General features: G+C 74.5%; 20 protein-coding genes. 9 read left to right on the top strand and 11 right to left on the bottom strand.

Annotation, left to right across the window (positions count from 1 at the left end; genetic code table 11):
• Positions 1 to 2 precede the first annotated feature (2 nt).
• The 5 genes from ACN27B_RS19465 to ACN27B_RS19445 all read right to left on the bottom strand — a co-directional run bounded on the left by ACN27B_RS19465 (position 3) and on the right by ACN27B_RS19445 (position 5,523).
• Entirely contained in the window at positions 3 to 1,241 is a 1,239-nt protein-coding gene (locus tag ACN27B_RS19465) for a DUF2201 family putative metallopeptidase (protein ID WP_422741185.1), read from the bottom strand.
• Positions 1,238 to 2,482 (bottom strand): AAA family ATPase, encoded by a 1,245-nt coding sequence (locus ACN27B_RS19460; protein WP_422741184.1) that lies wholly within the window; start codon positions 2,480 to 2,482, stop codon positions 1,238 to 1,240. Before ACN27B_RS19460 ends, ACN27B_RS19465 begins: the two co-directional genes overlap by 4 nt.
• Before the next feature lie 43 nt (positions 2,483 to 2,525).
• The gene (locus ACN27B_RS19455; protein WP_422741183.1) at positions 2,526 to 3,878 is read right to left on the bottom strand and encodes a hypothetical protein; all 1,353 of its coding nucleotides are present in this window, start codon (positions 3,876 to 3,878) and stop codon (positions 2,526 to 2,528) included.
• 90 nt (positions 3,879 to 3,968) lie between these two features.
• Complete coding sequence (locus ACN27B_RS19450; RefSeq protein WP_099161797.1) at positions 3,969 to 4,859, bottom strand: hypothetical protein; 891 nt, start codon at positions 4,857 to 4,859, stop codon at positions 3,969 to 3,971.
• Positions 4,860 to 4,908: 49 nt separating this feature from the next.
• Positions 4,909 to 5,523: a dihydrofolate reductase family protein gene (locus tag ACN27B_RS19445; protein ID WP_422741181.1), complete on the bottom strand. Its 615-nt coding sequence runs from the start codon at positions 5,521 to 5,523 to the stop codon at positions 4,909 to 4,911.
• A gap of 164 nt (positions 5,524 to 5,687) precedes the next feature.
• On the opposite strand from ACN27B_RS19445, the gene ACN27B_RS19440 reads away from it, so the two are divergent.
• From ACN27B_RS19440 to ACN27B_RS19425, 4 genes are all read left to right on the top strand, one after another.
• A complete protein-coding gene (locus ACN27B_RS19440; protein WP_099161799.1) occupies positions 5,688 to 6,050 on the top strand; it encodes an ADP-ribosylation/crystallin J1 in 363 nt (120 codons plus the stop codon).
• A gap of 121 nt (positions 6,051 to 6,171) precedes the next feature.
• Positions 6,172 to 6,720: an SMI1/KNR4 family protein gene (locus ACN27B_RS19435; protein WP_172967819.1), complete on the top strand. Its 549-nt coding sequence runs from the start codon at positions 6,172 to 6,174 to the stop codon at positions 6,718 to 6,720.
• Positions 6,721 to 6,761: 41 nt separating this feature from the next.
• Positions 6,762 to 7,145, top strand: coding sequence for a nuclear transport factor 2 family protein (locus ACN27B_RS19430; protein ID WP_099161800.1), 384 nt, complete (start codon positions 6,762 to 6,764; stop codon positions 7,143 to 7,145).
• Between the two features lie 95 nt (positions 7,146 to 7,240).
• Positions 7,241 to 7,666, top strand: a complete 426-nt coding sequence (locus ACN27B_RS19425; RefSeq protein ID WP_091578872.1) for an iron chaperone — start codon at positions 7,241 to 7,243, stop codon at positions 7,664 to 7,666.
• A 13-nt stretch (positions 7,667 to 7,679) separates the two neighbouring features.
• Here ACN27B_RS19425 and ACN27B_RS19420 read toward each other — a convergent pair whose 3' ends face one another.
• Together ACN27B_RS19420 and ACN27B_RS19415 are read right to left on the bottom strand one after the other, a co-directional pair.
• A complete protein-coding gene (locus ACN27B_RS19420; protein ID WP_422741180.1) occupies positions 7,680 to 8,630 on the bottom strand; it encodes an FAD-dependent oxidoreductase in 951 nt (316 codons plus the stop codon).
• 179 nt (positions 8,631 to 8,809) lie between these two features.
• Entirely contained in the window at positions 8,810 to 9,553 is a 744-nt protein-coding gene (locus tag ACN27B_RS19415) for a hypothetical protein (RefSeq protein ID WP_422741179.1), read from the bottom strand.
• A gap of 159 nt (positions 9,554 to 9,712) precedes the next feature.
• Here ACN27B_RS19415 and ACN27B_RS19410 point away from each other — a divergent pair, with 159 nt between their 5' ends.
• From ACN27B_RS19410 to ACN27B_RS19400, 3 genes are read left to right on the top strand one after another with little or no spacing between them, the layout of a single operon-like run.
• Positions 9,713 to 10,057: an ArsR/SmtB family transcription factor gene (locus ACN27B_RS19410; protein ID WP_099164689.1), complete on the top strand. Its 345-nt coding sequence runs from the start codon at positions 9,713 to 9,715 to the stop codon at positions 10,055 to 10,057.
• The gene (locus ACN27B_RS19405) at positions 10,054 to 10,539 is read left to right on the top strand and encodes an SRPBCC family protein (protein WP_422741178.1); all 486 of its coding nucleotides are present in this window, start codon (positions 10,054 to 10,056) and stop codon (positions 10,537 to 10,539) included. Before ACN27B_RS19410 ends, ACN27B_RS19405 begins: the two co-directional genes overlap by 4 nt.
• On the top strand, positions 10,517 to 10,873 hold the full coding sequence (locus ACN27B_RS19400) for a nuclear transport factor 2 family protein (protein WP_099161803.1): 357 nt from the start codon (positions 10,517 to 10,519) through the stop codon (positions 10,871 to 10,873). Before ACN27B_RS19405 ends, ACN27B_RS19400 begins: the two co-directional genes overlap by 23 nt.
• 31 nt (positions 10,874 to 10,904) lie before the next feature.
• On the opposite strand, the gene ACN27B_RS19395 is transcribed toward ACN27B_RS19400, so the two are convergent.
• Positions 10,905 to 11,291 (bottom strand): hypothetical protein, encoded by a 387-nt coding sequence (locus ACN27B_RS19395; protein WP_422741177.1) that lies wholly within the window; start codon positions 11,289 to 11,291, stop codon positions 10,905 to 10,907.
• On the bottom strand, positions 11,288 to 11,827 hold the full coding sequence (locus ACN27B_RS19390; protein WP_253866591.1) for an orotate phosphoribosyltransferase: 540 nt from the start codon (positions 11,825 to 11,827) through the stop codon (positions 11,288 to 11,290). Before ACN27B_RS19390 ends, ACN27B_RS19395 begins: the two co-directional genes overlap by 4 nt.
• 72 nt (positions 11,828 to 11,899) lie before the next feature.
• Here ACN27B_RS19390 and ACN27B_RS19385 point away from each other — a divergent pair, with 72 nt between their 5' ends.
• Complete coding sequence (locus ACN27B_RS19385) at positions 11,900 to 12,478, top strand: dihydrofolate reductase family protein (protein WP_099161806.1); 579 nt, start codon at positions 11,900 to 11,902, stop codon at positions 12,476 to 12,478.
• Here the strand turns inward: ACN27B_RS19385 and ACN27B_RS19380 are convergent.
• Positions 12,460 to 13,170 carry a helix-turn-helix domain-containing protein gene (locus ACN27B_RS19380; RefSeq protein ID WP_422741176.1) on the bottom strand — a complete coding sequence of 237 codons (711 nt, stop codon included), beginning with the start codon at positions 13,168 to 13,170 and terminating at the stop codon, positions 12,460 to 12,462. The genes ACN27B_RS19385 and ACN27B_RS19380 overlap by 19 nt on opposite strands.
• Positions 13,171 to 13,207: 37 nt before the next feature.
• Positions 13,208 to 14,110, bottom strand: a complete 903-nt coding sequence (locus ACN27B_RS19375; protein WP_099161808.1) for a sulfotransferase domain-containing protein — start codon at positions 14,108 to 14,110, stop codon at positions 13,208 to 13,210.
• A 376-nt stretch (positions 14,111 to 14,486) separates the two neighbouring features.
• Between ACN27B_RS19375 and ACN27B_RS19370 the strand changes: the two genes are divergently transcribed.
• Entirely contained in the window at positions 14,487 to 16,007 is a 1,521-nt protein-coding gene (locus ACN27B_RS19370) for a hypothetical protein (RefSeq protein ID WP_422741175.1), read from the top strand.
• Positions 16,008 to 16,066 lie beyond the last annotated feature (59 nt).

Raw genomic sequence — 16,066 nt, 5'->3', positions numbered from 1 at the left:
CGTCACCTCGGCCCCGAACCGATGGTGACCACCCGCGCCCAGTCCGGCGGTGACGTCGGCACCCGGTCGCCGTGTTCGCTCCACCGCGTGCGCCGGGGAAAGAGCCCCACGACCGTCCGGCAGGCCGGCCGCGCGGCGGGCCACGGCGTCTGCCCGTCGGTCAGCACGACGACGACGTCGGGGCGGCGGCTGTCCCGCAGCGCGCGGGCGAAACCGGCACGCAGGTCCGTGCCCCCGCCACCGACCAGCGGGAGGTCCTCGGCCCGGCACAGCGCCAGCACCCGGTCGGCGGCGGCGTCACAGGGCAGCACGCTCACCAGGTCACGACGGCCACCGACGGCGCGGGCGATCGCGGTGACCTCCAGCAGCGCGCTGCCCAGCTCGCTGTCGCTGACCGAACCGGAGGTGTCGACGACGACGCAGACGCGTGGCGGTCGTCGGCGCAGCGCCGGCAGGACGACTCCGGGGACGCCGGTGGACCGCCGCGACGGGCGGCCGTAGGTGTAGTCGTCGCCCGCGCCGGAGGCGGAGACCGCCGACCGGACGGCGGCGCCCAGAAGCTCCCGCCAGGGCTGCGGCGGATGGAACACCTCCTCCGCCCACCGTCGCCAGCCCCGGGGCGCGGTCCCGGGGCGGCCGGTGATGCCCTCGGCGACGCGGAACCGCACGGCGTCCCGTTCCTGCTCGGTCAGCCCGTGCGCGCCGTCCGGCCCGAGGTCCCACTCCCGGTCGAGACCGTCGGCGCCGCTGCCGCAGTCCAACCAGGCCAGGTGCTGGGTGAGCGGGCCGAGCCGGAACTGCCGCAGGTACTCCTCCATCAGCTCGCCGTCGGGCAGCCGCAGGCTGCGGGGTTCGACGGCGCCCTCGGGCTTGACCAGCCCGTCGCCGTACGCGTCGTCGTTGATCTCGCAGTCCGCGGCGATGTTGATCCGCAGCCGCTCCCCCGGCCCGGTCAGCCCCTGCTCCCGAACCACCCGGTCGCCTCGACCGTGGTGGTCCCGCAGCAGGTGGGACACCTCGTGCACCCACACGCCGGCGAGGTCCTCGACCGGCGTCCGGTCCACGAACAGCGGTGAGACGTAGCACCGCCAGTGCCGGTCCACGGCCATGGTGGGGACGCGTCGGGACTCGACCACGTGCAGCGCGAACAGCGCCGTCGCGAGGTAGGGGCGGGCCCGCGCGGCGTAGAGGCGCGCGGTGAGCAGCTTGTCCCGGTCGAGGACCGTCGCCGCGGCGGTCATCGGCGGGCTCCGGTGGTCGCCGCGACCCGCTCGGCCGTCTCGTCGGCCCGCCGGGCCAGCGACGCCACGGGCATGACCCGGTCGATCACCGCCGGCACGTCCCATTCCTCGCGGCGCAGCTTGGCCAGCGTGGCCGCCGGGACGACCACCAGGTCCGGCGCGCCGGTCTCCACCGCCCGGCCGAGCACCGTCCAGGCCGCGTCCCAGCGGGACCGGTCCGGGCGTCGGCGGACCGCCTCCACCACCGCGTCCAGCACCGCCTGGCGCAGGTCTCCCCGCTCGGGCAGGACGGCGGCCGCCGGGTCGGCCAGCAGATCCTCGGGGTCGGGCAGGTCCATCCGGTCCAGACTGGCCAGCAGTTCCAGCCCCGGACCGTCGCCGACGGCACCCCGGACCAGGGTGGACAGCACGTCCCGGGAGGTGCCCGCCGCCTCCGCGAAGGCGATCAGCCGCAGCGCCATCTCCCAACTGCGCGGCGACGGCCACGCGCCGCCGCGCCCGGCCTCGCTGGTGGGCAGCCGGTGCACCAGCGTGGGGCGCGCCGACAACAGACCGCACACCGCCCGCCGGGCGTACCCGACGGCGTCGGTCAGCCGCGCCGGGTCGAGCCGGGGCATCGTGGCGCGGGGCCACGTCCCGCCGAGACCCCGGACGACGACCTCGTGGTCGTGGCTCCACTGCAGGTGCACGAAGCGGTTGGCCAGCGGCGGGCTCAGTTCCCAGCCGTCCGCGGCCGCGCTGCGGGGGTTGGCGGCGGCCACGATCCGGACCTCCGGTGGCAGGCGCAGGCTGCCGACGCACCGTTCGAGGACGAGGCGGAGCAGGGCCGCCTGCACCGCCGGCGGGGCGGTGGACAGCTCGTCCAGGAACAGCAGCCCCCGGCCGGCGCGGACCAGGCGGACCGCCCAGTCCGGTGGCGCCATCGGCACGCCCTGGGTCGCCGGGTCGTCGCCGACCACCGGCAGTCCGGCGAAGTCGGACGGCTCGTGCACGCTGGCGATGACGGTCGTCAGGGGCAGATCCAGCGCGGCGGCGAGCTGGGTCAGCGCGGCCGTCTTGCCGATGCCGGGGGCGCCCCAGAGCAGCACCGGCAGGTCGGCCGCCACGGCGAGGGTCAGCGCCTCCAGTTGCGGATCGGGACGCGGCTCGGTGGCGGTGTCACCGAGCAGGGTGAGCAGGTCGGCGGCGACGTCGAGCTGCGTCGACGGCGGGCAGGCGGGCATGGTGGAGCGAGCAGGCATGGTGATCACCGAGGTTGTGCGGGGCCGGGTCGCGGCCGGGGGGTCAGCGGGCGTGGGCGTGGCGGGCACGGGAGCGTCGCGCCGGGGCGGTCCGCCGCCGGTCCCGCGCGGACGGGGGCGGGCAGTGCCCGGCCAGTCCGGCCCGGAACAGCCCGTGCGTGATCCGCCGCAGCGCGGCGGTCTCCAGTTCGGTCCTCAGGTCGCCGGGGCGCAGCAGCGCGTCCGGCCCGAGCAGCGCCTCGACGGTCGCCACCGCGCCGGCCAGGTCGCCGTGGTCCAGGCGCGCCCGGATCTCCGGGAGGGACCCGGGACGGCGGTGCGCCTCGTCGACGGCCCGCAGGCAGGGCAGCGGCGTGCCGGTCAGCGCGGCGAGCAGTTCCTCCCGGCGGATCTCCGCCGGGTCGTGGTCGAGCGGCGTGAGGACCCCGTCGACCAGGGCTATCCGGTGCCGGGCACCTCGGCAGGTCACCAGGCCGGGCGGGTCCGCGGGCGGACCGGCGACCGCGGGGACGGGCCGGCTCTCCGGGGCCAACGCCGACGCGACCAGCGGGTGCAGCCGCTCCGCCTCGATCAGCCCGTGGCGTAGCAGGTCCAGGTCGGGCGACGTCCAGGTCGCCGCGTCGGGCAGCGCCGGCACCTCGGCGACCCGGCCCGGCCGGACCGGTCGGGCGGTCCATCCGCCGGCCCCGTCGGCGGCCAGGAGCAGCCGACGACGCGGTCCGAGCCGCACCGACACCGCCCGACCCGCCGGGTCCTCCGTCCGCAGCAGCCTCGCCGCCTCGTCCGGCCACCGGTGCACCGCGTACCCCCGCGGCGGCACCGTCGGGCCGAACGCCGGCGCCTCGTCGGCCGGCCGGTCGGCGCCGGACCGGGTCCGCAACTCGGGGGCGCGGCGCGCGTCCCACAGGTGGCGGTGCAGGTCCAGCCGGTAGCGGCGGTCGGGGCGGGGGTGCGGGTGGGCGCGGACGTCGTCGCCCGGCCCGCTCCACACCGCCAGGCTGATCCGCTGCCCGGCGTCCGCCCAGGACGGCGGTGTCCGCGCCACCAGGTGTACGGCGCCGGCCCCGCCGGCGGGACCGTACCGCGCCAGCGAGACGGTCAGCCCGGGACGCAACAGCCCGTCCGGGGCGACCCTCGGCAGGTGCCAGCGCAGCAGGTCGGGCGCCAGATGTCGAAGGTCGGAACGGAGCCGGGCGGCCACCTCCCGACCGTGCCGGTCGGTCACCGCGCGCAGGCTCAGGTCGACGTCGACGCGTGCCGCCGCACAGGCGCCGGCCCAGTCACCGACCCGCCGACGCTCGGTCGCGGTCTGGATCATCGACGGCGGGACGGCGTACCCACGCACCCGCAGCCAGAGGGAGAGACGGGATTCCGCGTTCGCGGCCGGGGAGCGCATCAGCACTCACCTTGCGCGAACCGGGCCCCCAATCTGCACGAGAGAGTCATCGCGGTGGAGCGTAACCGCGCGCCCGCGTGACCGCCAGTGCTAATCCGCCTGTCCGACCACCAGGGAGGGCGCCGCCGGCTCGTCGCGGTCCGCACCGCGGAGGCCGACGACGAGCAGCAGGTACGCGGTGAGTTCCACCGCCACGGTCAGCGCCGGCACCGGTTGCGGCATGGCCGACGTGGGCGTGATGGCGTGCCAGGCGAACAGTTCGGTTCCCTCGCCCGGGAAGCCGGACAGCGGCACGGCGCCGATGCTGCTGTCGGTCAACGGCAGCGCGATCACCGCCAGCAGGGCCGCGCCGGCCGCCGCCAGGAGCCGGCCGTGCCCGGCCAGCAGGGCGGCCAGGGTCAGCGCGAGGGTGGCCAGGGCCACCGACGGCACCACCGCGAGGATCACGGCGGACACCGGGTCGGCGCCGTCGGCGTCGCGGGCGTGGGCCGGGTCGCCGGCGGCCAGGTCGCGCCAGATGTCGACGACCCGGACGACCGCGTACCCGACGACCGGTGCCGCCGCCGCGCCGGCCGCGACCACCCAGCGGGGCGGGACCGGGCCGCGCCACCGGAGCAGCAGCACGGCCAGCGCGCCGAGCGTCGCCCAGCAGGCGGTGAGCCCGGCGTCGAGGCCGGCCGTCAGCTCCACCCGGACCTCGTCCGGCCGGAGCACCTGCCAGCCGATGTCGGCCGAGCCCGGTTCCGGCGGCATGGTCCGCAGCGCGTCCGCGGCCAGCAGGGCCAGCGCCGCCGGCGTCACGAGCGCCGTCCGCGTCGCCCACCGACCGGCCGGGGGTCCGCCGACGAGCGCGTACGCGAGGAGCAGCACCAGGGCGAGCACCTCGGCGCCGCGCCAGACCGGCCGGGCCACCAGCACGCCGACGACGTGCAGCGCCACGCACACCACGGCGGCGCTCAGGAGCAGGGGTCCACGACGCACCCGGCGGATCTTGTCACAGGGGACGGTCGGCCGCTGCCCCCTCGACCCGTCAGCTGCCGGCGGGCACCTGGTCCTTGATGTCGTCGTAGCCGACCGCGCCGGGCGCCTCGGCCGGCGCGTAGATCACCCGGATCACGCCGGTCGGGAACACCTCGGTCGCGGTCACCCGCAGGTGGTAGGCGCCGTCGCCGTCGTCGAACAGCCGACGGCCCTTGCGCGCCGCGACCGGGTGGATCAGCAGCCGCAGTTCGTCGACCAGACCGGCGGCGAGCAGCTGCTGCACCACCGAGATCGATCCGGGGATCAGGATGCCCTTGACGCCGGCGTCGGCCTTCAGCGCGGTCACGGCGTTGACGAGGTCGCCGTCGACCAGCTCCGAGTTGCGCCAGGAGAACTCCAGCGGCTGCCGGGACACGACCACCTTGCGCATGTCGCCGAGCTGCTTGGCGAACGGCGCGTCCTCGCCGCCGGCGGCCTCCCGGTCGGGCCACGCGCCGGCGAAGCTGTCGTAGGTCTCGCGCCCGATGAGCAGCACGTCGGAGGTGTCGTAGTCCTCCGTCACGGCGCGGCCCATGTTGTCGTCGAAGTAGGGGAAGTGCCAGTCGGGGTCGATCTCGGCGACGCCGTCGGCCGAGATGAACAGCGTGGAGATGACCTTGGCCATCGCAGTGCTCCTTTGCGTCGGGGATGTCGACGGGTTGACCGCCGCAGCATGCCAAACTCATCGGCCGCGACGGGGGACGTCGGCGCCGGGCGCCGCCCAAAGCCGTCGCGTCGGGCGAGGGGCCACCGGTACGGTGCCACGACCGACCATGGAAGGGGCACGAGGTGACGGAGACGACGACGCTGTGGCGCCCGACGGGACCGCAGGAGCTCGACCTCGTCCGCGCCTCCGGTTGGCGCGCCTGGCCGCCGCGGCTGCCGGACCAACCGATCTTCTACCCGGTGCTCAACGAGCAGTATGCCGTCATGATCGCCCGGGACTGGAACGTGCCCGCCTCCGGCGTCGGCTACGTCACCCGCTTCCACGTACAGCGCGCCTTCGCCGCCCGCTACCCGGTCCGGCAGGTCGGTGGGCGGGACATCCTGGAGCTCTGGGTGCCGGCCGAGGACCTCGACGAGTTCAACCGGCACATCGTCGGACCCATCGAGGTGATCCACGAGTTCCGGTCGGAGCAGCGGGCGGGCTGACCGGCAGTGGACGGCGGTGCACGGTCGGTCCGGATTGGACACCTGCTGGCCGCACGACCTCAGGCGTCCCGGTCCGCCGCTCGTCGCGGACTGTCGGACCGTTCCGGCATGATCAACGGCCGTGACCGATCACTCGCTTCTGCTTGACCGCCTCACCCGTCGGGTCCGCGCGGACGAGCCCGAGTCGCCGCTGCCCCCGCCGCTCTCCGCCGCCCGGATCGCCGAGGCCGAGCGCAGGCTGGGCTTTCCGCTGCACCCCCTGCTGGCCCTGATCTACCGGGAGTTCGCCAACGGCGGGTTCGGGCCCGACTACCAACTGCTGAGCCTGGTCGACGGCCCGACCGACGAGCAGGCGGTCGACTCCTATCTGGAGGCCCGCGCGGCCGACGGGGGCAGCGACTGGGCCTGGCCCGAGGGGGTCCTGCCGATCCTCGACTGGGGCTGCGGCATGTACGCGTGCGTCGACTGCCGCACCGAGGAGGGCACGGTGCTGCTCTTCGAGCCGAATCCCGGCGATCCGGACCTGGCCTGGTGGGTGGACTCGCCGAGCCTGGCGCAGTGGCTCGACCACTACGTCGAGGACACCGGCTGGTGGGTACGCGCGGAGGACGGCGACGACGTGGGCGAGATGCCGCCGTGGCCGCACGCCCGGGCCCGCGCCGCCGGGTGACGGCACCCGGGTCTGTCGGTGGGGCCTGCCACGATGCCGGCATGGAGCCGACGGAGGTCGTTCAGGAGTTGTGGGACCGGATGCAGGCCCGTGACTGGGTCGGGCTCGGCGAGTTGCTGGCCGACGATCTGGTGGTGGAGTGGCCGGTCAGCGCCGAGCGGATCGTGGGGCGGGACAACTACGTCCGGATCAACGCGGAATATCCGGAGGGCTGGTCGATCCGGGTGCTCCGGATCGTGGCCGACGGGGGCTCGGTGGTCTCCGAGGTCGAGGTCCCGCACGATGCCGTGGGGCTGCACCGCGTGGCGTCGTTCTGGACGGTGCGGGACGGCCGGGTGATCGACGGCCGGGAATACTGGACCTGTCCGGGTTCGGATCCCGCGCCGGCGTGGCGGGCCCGCTGGACACAGCGGGCGGGCAGCTGATCAGGAATCGAGAAGCGGCCGGCCGGCGCCACGCCATACCGTTTCCCTCGGGCGGTCGGCACCACGCGGACCGCGGTTGACGAGGGGGAATCGAGATGTCCGAGGGCTTCAGCGCCGAGGAGCGCGCCGCGATGAAGGAGCGCGCCGCCGAGCTGCGCGCCGAGGGGAAGAAGGGCGCCAAGAAGGCGGACGAGTTGCAGGCGCTGCTCGACCGGATCGCGCAGATGGCGCCGGACGACCGCGAGCTGGCCGAGCGCGTGCACGTGACGATCACCGCCGCCGCCCCGGAGCTGTCGCCGAAGACCTGGTACGGCATGCCCGCGTACGCCAACGCGGCCGGCAAGATCGTCGTCTTCTTCCAGGACTCGGGGAAGTTCAACTACCGCTACTCGACGGTGGGTTTCCAGGACGCGGCCAACCTCGACGAGGGTGACCTCTGGCCGGTGGCGTACGCCCTGACCAGGTGGAGCCCGGAGGTGGAGAAGAAGCTCGCGGAGCTGGTGCGGGCGGCGGTCTCCTGACGCCGCCGCCCCGCTAGGCCGGCGGCGCGCCCAGGGCCAGCGCCGCGGCGTCGCGGGCACAGCCCCAGGACAGCATCACGCCGTTGCCCGCGTGACCGTAGTTGTGCACGACGAGCGCACCGCCGCGCCGCTCGGCCTCCACCCGGGGCGCCGCGCGGCCGGGGCGCAGCCCGACCGTGTGCTCCAGCACCTCGGCGCCGGCCAGGGCGGGCTCGATCGCGGCGCACCGCGCGAGGATGTCGGCCGCCTCGGCCGGGTCGGGGGTGGTGTCGTCGCTGCGCCGCTGCGCGCCGCCGAGCACCACGTGGTCGCCGTGCGGGAAGATCGACGCCCAGGTCGGCGCCATCGGCGCCTCCATGAAGAACCGGTCGAGTCCAGGGTTGCGCACCACGATCCGGGGGCCCCGCACCGGGTGCAGGTCGGGATCGCCGGTCAGGGCCCGCGCCGCCAGCCCGGTGCAGTTGACCACCACCGGGGCCAGGACCGCCGCCTCGTCGAGCGAGCCGACCGGCTCCTCGCGGACCGCACCGCCCGCCTCCCGGAGGCGGCCCAGGAGGTATGCCAGGTAGACCGGCATGTCGACCAGGGGCAGCCGGACGGCGAACGCGGTGCCGAACCCGGCCGGCCGCTCGTCGTCGGCGAGCGGCCGGAAACCCGGCGTCCGCTCGGCGAACGGGGGCGTGGCCCCGGCGGGTCGGGCGGCGAGCGTGCCGTCCCGCACCGCCACGCCCGGCATCGACTCGGCGCACAGCACCCGCAGCGTCTCGTCGGTCCACGCGTGCTGCGGGTCGTCGGGCGGCGACAGGTTCGGCCCGACCATCGCCGAGGCCAGGGCCGAGGTCGTCCGCGCGGGCGGCGCGGCGGTGCGCACGAGGACCCGGGCGCCGCCCTCCGCCAGCCGGATGCCGGTGCTGAGGCCGATCACGCCGGAGCCGAGGACGACGACGTCCGGACGTACGGTCATGGCGGACCTCCATCCACTCGGCGGCACGGGCCGCGACGCCCATTCTGTCCGGTGCGAATCCACCCGTCTGTCCCCCGATCCTCGCGGTGGGCCCTCCTCCGGTCGGGGTCGCCGGTGGCGTCGCGTATCTGCTCGTACGCCGGGTGGCCGGCGCCGGCGCCGCTGGGGCCCGGTCGGTCTCACCGCTGCCAGGAGTCGAGGCTCCGGACGGTGGCGCGGGCGAAGTCGTCGGTGAGGTCGGGGTTGTTGCTGGTGCCCTCCCAGCCCTGGTCGTGCACGACGGACACCGCGTCCGCCACCTTGACCACCGTGATCTGGCTGGTGGCGGTGCCGCCGGTGCGGGTGCCGTCCAGGCCGGTCGCCGGCCGGGTCAGCGTCACCAGCAGGGCGTCGTCGCCCACGCCCGCCATCGGCTCCGACCGGACGGTGACGGTGACCTCCGACTGCGGGAAGCTGCGACACGACGTCACCGCCGCACGGACGCGGTGGAGATAGTCCGTGGCGCCGGTGTCCTCGAACGCGAAGACGGTCTGGTGGAGCGTGCCGTAGGGGACGTTCTCGGGCCGGTCCGTCGGCTGCTTGTAGATGGCGGTCATGGCGGCGCTCGCGGTGACCGAACGCCCGCCGCTGGCGAACTCCTCGGCGCACAACCGGGGCAGGGCGTCGGTCACCTCCATCGGCTGCGAGGCGCTCTTGCGCAGGTCGTCGGGAAGGTCGACGAACGCGGACCGGGGAATCGTCACGGGCCCGCGGCCGGATGACGAGGGCGAGGGCGTGCTGGAGGTCGTCGGTGTCGGGGCGGGCGTGGAGGTCGGGCCCTGCCCCGCGTCGCCCCCGCCGTCGGCACACGCGCCGGCCAGCAGCGCGGTGGCGAGCAGCGGCAGACCCAGCAGTCGTCGGTTGCGCCGTCCCGGTTCCGTCACATCGACCTCCGTGTCGCGCCGTCCCCTCGACCTGCCCGATGCCGCTGCGCGCGAAACCGGCACCTGCTGTCCCAACGCGCCGGCGGCGCCTGGCGCCACGCCGAACTCGATAGGAAAACATGTGCTTGCGCAAACGGGCGTTTGTTGTACGGTGACGGCATGCCCTCCCCCGCCACGTCGGATCCGGACCTCGACCACGCCTTCGCCGCCCTCGGCGACCCGGTGCGTCGCGCGCTGGTCACCCGGCTCGCCCGCGGCGAGGCCACCGTGGGCGAGCTGGCCGAGCCGTTCGACCTGACCCCGCAGGCGATCTCGCACCACGTCGGGGTGCTGCGGCGCTGCGGCCTGGTCGAGCAACGACGCGACGGCACCCGGCGGCCGTGTCGGCTCCGGGTCGACCAGCTCGCGCTGCTCGGCACCTGGATCGACGACCAGCGCCGGACGTGGAACGACCGGCTCGACGCCCTCGACGCCCACCTGGGCGGCCGGACGGACCCGCGATGACCGCCCGCGCCGAGCGGCACGGCGACGAGCTGATCGCCCACCGCCGCCTCACGGCCGGGCCCGACCGGGTCTGGGCGGCCTTCACCTCGCCGGCGAGCATCGCGGCGTTCTGGGGCGGCTCGCACGCCACCGTGCCGCCCGGGTCGGTGACCGTCGACCTGCGTCCCGGCGGGGAGTTCGCGCTGGACACCCGCGCGCCGGACGGCCGGACCCGTCGACTCCGCTTCGTCTACGTGAGCGTCACCGCGCCGCGCGAACTCGTCTTCGACGAGCCGGTCACCGGCCTGCGCACGACCGTCACGCTCCGGCCCGCCGGCGACGGCACGGAACTCACCGTCCACCAGCGACGGCTACCTCCCGCGCTCCGCACCGACCAGGCGGCCGACGGGCTCGCCGCGATCCTGGACGCCCTCGCCGCCCACCTGCGCGACGACGAGCCATCCGAGAAAGGTGACGAGAATGTCCCGACCGAGCCAGCGTGACCTGGTCGCCGAGTATTTCGCCGGCTTCCGGGCGAGCGACCACCGACGCATCCTCGCGACGCTCACCGAGGACGTGGAGTGGGTCATCCACGGCCACCGCACCACCCGGGGCCGGGCGGAGTTCGACGGTGAGATCGAGAACCCGGCCTTCACCGGCAGCCCACGACTCGACGTCCAGCGGGTGCACGAGGACGGTCCGGTCGTCGTGGCCACCGGCGAGGGTCGGGGGATCAGCGTCGAGCACGGGCCGTTCCGCTTCGCCTTCAACGACCTGTTCACCTTCCGCGACGGCCTCATCGCCCGCGTCGACTCCTACGTGGTCCCGCTGCCCTGACCCGCACCGACCCGGCTGCTCGGGGCCTGCCTCAGTGGCAGACCGTGAGCAGCCTCGCGGCGAGGCAACAGGCAACGGTCAGGGCCAGCAGGACGGCGGCGACGGCCCGCAGCGCCACCTCCCCCGCGCCCCGGTTCCGCCAGGCCACCGGCAACGCCTGCTCCACCAGCACCGCCGCCAGCCAGGCGAGGAGGACCAGCAGGAACGCGAGGTCGTACCGCTCGTCGCCGAAAGCGCTCGCGTTCCCGCTCCCGCCGTAGTTGGGGCAGTCCCGCGCGTCGAGGACCGGGTCGAGGATCACCAGCGCGACCGCGACCGCGATGCCGCCCCCGACCAGCGACCGGAAGCCACCGGCCCACGCCGGCCGCCGGCCGTCACCCCCCTCGCCGGGCGCTCCCGACCGCTCGCCCGTGGTCACGACGCCGGTGTCCGCCCGCTCCGGTCGAGATCCGCGCGGGTGAACAACGCGTGCAGCGTGACGCCCTCGGCGGCCAACGCCTCCGCCCCGCCCTCCTGGCGATCGATCACACAGACGGCGGCGTCGACCCGGGCGCCCAGGTCGCGCAGGTCCCGGGTGGAGAGCACGACCTGCCCGCCCGAGGTCACCACGTCCTCCACCACGAGCACGGTCCGGCCGTTCACCGCCGCGCCCTCGGCCAGGCGGGCCGTCCCGTAGGACTTCGCCGTCTTGCGCACGAACGCGCAGGGCAGGCCGGTGTGGCGACCCAGCGCGGTCACCACCGCGATGCCCCCCATCTCCAGGCCGGCCAGCACCTCGGTCCCGTCCGGCACCAGGTCGGCCATCCGCTCCGCGAGCCCGTCCAGCAGCACCGGGTCCGCCTCGAACTGATACTTGTCGAAGTATTCGTGGGCGACCCGGCCGGACCGCAGGGTGAAGTCACCGGTGAGTCGGGCGGTGGCCACGACCTGACGCGCGAGATGGTCACGTTTCACGCCACGGATCCTGGCACGCGACTGTCGTTTCCGTACAAGACAGGGGCGTGCGCGGATTCCTAGCATGGCCGCATGCGTGATCTTGTGTACACCGGTTTCATGTCCCTGGACGGCGTCGTGGACTCCCCCGGCGGCGGGCCGGGCGAGGACCACCGCAGCGGCGGGTGGGTGGTCAAGGACATCGAGTTCTCGCCGGAGGCCTTCTCGCTCAAGGGCGAGGAACTCGCGGACACCACGGCGCTGATGTTCGGCCGGCGCAGCTACGAGGCGTTCGCGCCGACCTGGCGCGACTCGGAGGACCACGCCCCCTACCGGGAGCTGCCGAAGTACGTGGTCTCCACCGGCCTGGCCGAGGACGCCCTGGTCGACGGCTGGGGCCCCACGACGGTCCTGCGCTCGACCGACGACGTCGCCGCGCTGAAGCGGGGCGAGGGCGGCGCCATCTTCATCCACGGCAGCGCGGAACTCGCCCGCCGCCTGTCCGAGGCCGGCCTGATCGACCGCTACCACCTGCTCGTCTTCCCGGTGCTCCTCGGCGCCGGCAAGAGCCTGTTCGGCCAGGCCGACCGGGACAAGCAGCTGCTGCGGCTGCGGGACTCCGCCACCTACCCGAACGGCATCGTCAAGCTGATCTACGACGTCACCCGCTGACCGAGGTCCAGGGCGATCGCGCCGCCGTCGCCCGCGCGTAGCTGCCGCGCCGTGCGCCCCACGTAGCGGCGCAGCGCGCGGGCCAGGTGCGGCTCGTCGACGTACGCGAGCCGCACCACCGCCTCGGCGACCGGGATGCCGGCGGCCAGCAGCGCGGCGGCCTCGCGGGCCCGCTCGATCTGCCGGACCGCGCCCTGGGTCAGTCCGGTCGCGGCCCGGAACCGGCGCTCCACGGTACGCGGGGAGGCGTACGGCGGGTCGCCCCGACGCACCTCGGCCACCAGCGGGTCCCGGACCACCGCGCCGGCCCGCACGAGCCGGTCGACCAGGGCTTCCGCGTCGTCCGGGCCGGGCGTCTCCCACCGGGCGCCGTCGAGCCGGAACGTGTGGCGGGTGACGTCGGGCAGCTCGGCGCCGCGGTTCACCAGGGCCGGCGTGGGAACGATCCGCAGCGCCGTGCCCACGGCGAACTCGATGCCGACGAAGGTCGCGCCCTCCGGCACCGGCGCCGTGCCGGTGCCGGTCTCCGGACCGGAGACGCTCGCGTACGCCCGCCCGTCGCGCTGCCAGAAGACCAACCCCCAGCACGGGGTCGCCACCGAGGTCATCTCCGCGACCCGGTCGCTCGCGCAGGTCCAGACGGTGTCGACCCACGCGGAGTCGGACGCCCGGGTGGTGAACCGCAGCTCCACGGCAGGAGGATACGGCGGCCGTCGCCGCGTCGTCGCCCTACCGGGCGGCCGGCTCCTGGCCGTTGCGCCGGTCGGTCGCCCCGTCCCGGGAGGGGTAGCCGAGCACCTCGGCGAGGTCACCGGCCGCCCGGAGGTAGGCGGCGTGGATGTCGTCGTCGAAGTGGTTGCGCCAGTCCCCGGCCGCGCCCTTGCGGTAGTGGGAGATGCGCCCGGGGGTCTCCTTGTCCTTCTTCATCTTCGTGAAGCTGTAGCGGGCCAGGAGCGCCTGCAGCTCGGACGGCGGCAGGACGATCCCGCAGTGGCGCATCAGACGGTCGACCTCCTCCGCCTGCCCCTCGCCGGTCAGGTCCTCGTAGCGGAACAGGCGGAACGTCTCGGACGGCGGCGCCACCGCCCAGGACCGCATCTGCCCGAACTGCTTCTTGTCCCGGAGGCGGTCGATGACGTACAGCATCCCCTCCTTCTTCGGCAGTTCCTGAAGGGCCTTGCGGGCCTGCGGGATGTCACCCATCGGGGCGTGCGAGTTCCGCAGCGAGAAGTAGCTCGACACGACCACGTCACGCGGGTCGCGGATCACGAAGAACGCCCGGTACGTGCCGGCCTTCGGGACGGCCTCGAAACGCTTGTGGGAGAGGAAGATGGCCAGGCCCACCCGGCCGGCCGGGACGGGCGCGGTGGCGCCGCCCTTGTAGAAGCGCGGGTCGTAGGGCAGCAGACCGGAGTGCCGGTAGACGGTCGGATCGCTGAACAACGCCTTGATCCACTGACTGCCGGTCTTCCGGACGGTGCAGTGGAAGATGTTGTCGAATTCATTTCGGGCGACCACCGGAACGGAAAGCCGCATGCGCGCGTTGCGCGCGTCCATCTGCGCCCGCCGGGCCGCGACGCGCATGGAATTCGGCGTATTGTGCTTGGCAAATTCGACAGCGCGATTGATCACTTTTCCAAACCCAATCCGCACCCTGCGGCGCAGGGGCAACACGGCGTTTTCCGCGCGCGTCGCGCAGGTGGGATCCGCAGTCCCCGCCTGCTCCGCCTGCGCCCCGACGCGCCGCTAGGAATATCCCCGACCGTCCAATTAATGTCAATCCCGACAACCTGGGAGTCGGCTGAAAATCCGCAATTTCCATAGGAATTGCGGGAGACGACTCCCCGGGTCGACGAGTGCGCCGCCCCCTGCGGCACAGCGGCGAGCGAGCCGAAATCGCTGGACGTCCCACGTGGGCCGAGCTGATACTGGCCGGCTGGTCTGCCTGACCGGCGCTCGGGGGCCGGTCGCGCCCACGAGGCGGTCGTGGGAGAGGCGAGGTGACCCGGTGGCAGCCGAGAAGCGCTCGGAGATCGAGATCCTGCGCCGGCTGCACCGCGGGCTCCGCGAGCGTCGGCCACCGCAGGACGTCGTGCTCGACCTCGTGGAACTCGGGGCGGAGCGGTGGTTGAGCGCGGCGGGCGCCCGTGACCTCTACGCGATGATGCGCCACGAGCGGGCCCGACGAGCGGCGGAGCCGTGGACGCGGTGGGAGGGCCCGGTGGGTTCGTCGATGCCAACGACCTGGCGGCACCATCCAGGGCTCGCGCGGGCGTACGCGACGGCCGCCGTCGCCGTCACGACGGTCGCGGTCGACGCGGGACGTCCGGTCCCCCGGGACGCGGACCCGGCCGATCCGGCGTCCCTGCGCGAGTGGCTCGGTGCGGCGCTGGCGCTGCTCGGCCTGCCCGACGACGAGCCGCCGCCGACCCGTTCGAGAGTCCCACGCCGGCCGGCGGCGGTGACCTGGTCCGGCGGCACGTACCACCGTCGCGGGAAGCCACGGGGCGCACGGGGCGAGCGGGGTGGGCACGTCGACGCGCGGGATCGGATGGATGCCGCCACGCGCCGGGAGCGCCTGCCGGGTGTGTCGGTCCGGGCGTACCGGCGCGCGGTCCGGGTCGTGCTGCACCTGCAACAGCGCACCGACGTCCTGGCCGCCGAACGCGACCGGGAGGCCGCGGTGGCGTTCGGCAAGGCGCGGCTGGCGCACCTGGTGACCGAGGAGGACTTCGTCGCATGTCCGGCCACTGCCGCCTTCACCGCCTACTACGTGGCCCGGTTGGCCATGCGGACGCGGTTCACGTCGGGGCGTCAGACCCGGCCGATGGACACGTTGGCGGAGGAGTTGCTGTCCGGGGCGCTGGCCGCGCCGACGCTGCGGCCCCGGGTGCTGGCCTCGGTGCTCACCCGCTGGCGGGTGCTGGACCTGCTCGACGACGCGCAGTGCGGCGAGCTGATGGGCCGCTACTACGAGCAGCTCGCCGCGTCGGCGCGGTTGCTCCGGGCCGGCTTCGACCCGCACCGGGACCCCACCCACATGATCATGCGAATGGGTGACGACACCTCGACCTGGAACATCGCCTCGCGGGCGTTCAACCAGGCCCGGACCGGTTGGCTGAATCTGACCCGCGCGCTCGGGTACGACGACGTGGTGGAGGCGAGTTGCCCGGGCAAGGTGCCGGCACTCGTGGCGTCGGATGTGGCAGCGTGGCACCGGCTGGACGGGCACGACCAGCACGTGGACGTCAAGGTCTGGGCCGAGCTGCCCTATCCGTGGGATGTCGTGCTGGGTGACGACGAGTGCCCCGCCGAGCTGGTCCGGCAGGCGTGCCGACGGCACGGGATCGACCCGGAGGCGGACGGCTGGACGCAGCCGTACCGGCAGGACCTGGCGGAGCTGCCGGCGCCGGCGCCGGACCTGGTGCACGGCGTGACGGTGTCCTCGCCGTTGCTGGCGGGGGCACTGCGACGGATCGGCGTGTTCTCCGGGCAGGCGCAGTCCGCCGGGACGTCGCCGGGGCGGTGAGGAATGGCCTTGCGGCGGGCGGGCCCGATCGGTGAAGCTGTCCGCGCACGGCGGTAGCT

Origin of the sequence: Micromonospora sp. WMMD754 (genome assembly GCF_049315235.1) — a bacterium.
GTDB lineage: Bacteria > Actinomycetota > Actinomycetes > Mycobacteriales > Micromonosporaceae > Micromonospora > Micromonospora sediminicola.
Note: the sequence above shows the minus strand (reverse complement) of the source record. Positions and strands in the feature narration are given on the sequence as shown.

Excerpts from the sequence above, each read along its gene's own strand:
- ACN27B_RS19465 (WP_422741185.1), bottom strand. The coding sequence starts at position 1,241 with ATGACCGCCGCGGCGACGGTCCTCGACCGGGACAAGCTGCTCACCGCG.
- ACN27B_RS19460 (WP_422741184.1), bottom strand. The coding sequence starts at position 2,482 with ATGCCTGCTCGCTCCACCATGCCCGCCTGCCCGCCGTCGACGCAGCTC.
- ACN27B_RS19455 (WP_422741183.1), bottom strand. The coding sequence starts at position 3,878 with ATGCGCTCCCCGGCCGCGAACGCGGAATCCCGTCTCTCCCTCTGGCTG.
- ACN27B_RS19445 (WP_422741181.1), bottom strand. The coding sequence starts at position 5,523 with ATGGCCAAGGTCATCTCCACGCTGTTCATCTCGGCCGACGGCGTCGCC.
- ACN27B_RS19430 (WP_099161800.1), top strand. The coding sequence starts at position 6,762 with ATGGAGCCGACGGAGGTCGTTCAGGAGTTGTGGGACCGGATGCAGGCC.
- ACN27B_RS19425 (WP_091578872.1), top strand. The coding sequence starts at position 7,241 with ATGTCCGAGGGCTTCAGCGCCGAGGAGCGCGCCGCGATGAAGGAGCGC.
- ACN27B_RS19420 (WP_422741180.1), bottom strand. The coding sequence starts at position 8,630 with ATGACCGTACGTCCGGACGTCGTCGTCCTCGGCTCCGGCGTGATCGGC.
- ACN27B_RS19410 (WP_099164689.1), top strand. The coding sequence starts at position 9,713 with ATGCCCTCCCCCGCCACGTCGGATCCGGACCTCGACCACGCCTTCGCC.
- ACN27B_RS19405 (WP_422741178.1), top strand. The coding sequence starts at position 10,054 with ATGACCGCCCGCGCCGAGCGGCACGGCGACGAGCTGATCGCCCACCGC.
- ACN27B_RS19400 (WP_099161803.1), top strand. The coding sequence starts at position 10,517 with ATGTCCCGACCGAGCCAGCGTGACCTGGTCGCCGAGTATTTCGCCGGC.
- ACN27B_RS19385 (WP_099161806.1), top strand. The coding sequence starts at position 11,900 with ATGCGTGATCTTGTGTACACCGGTTTCATGTCCCTGGACGGCGTCGTG.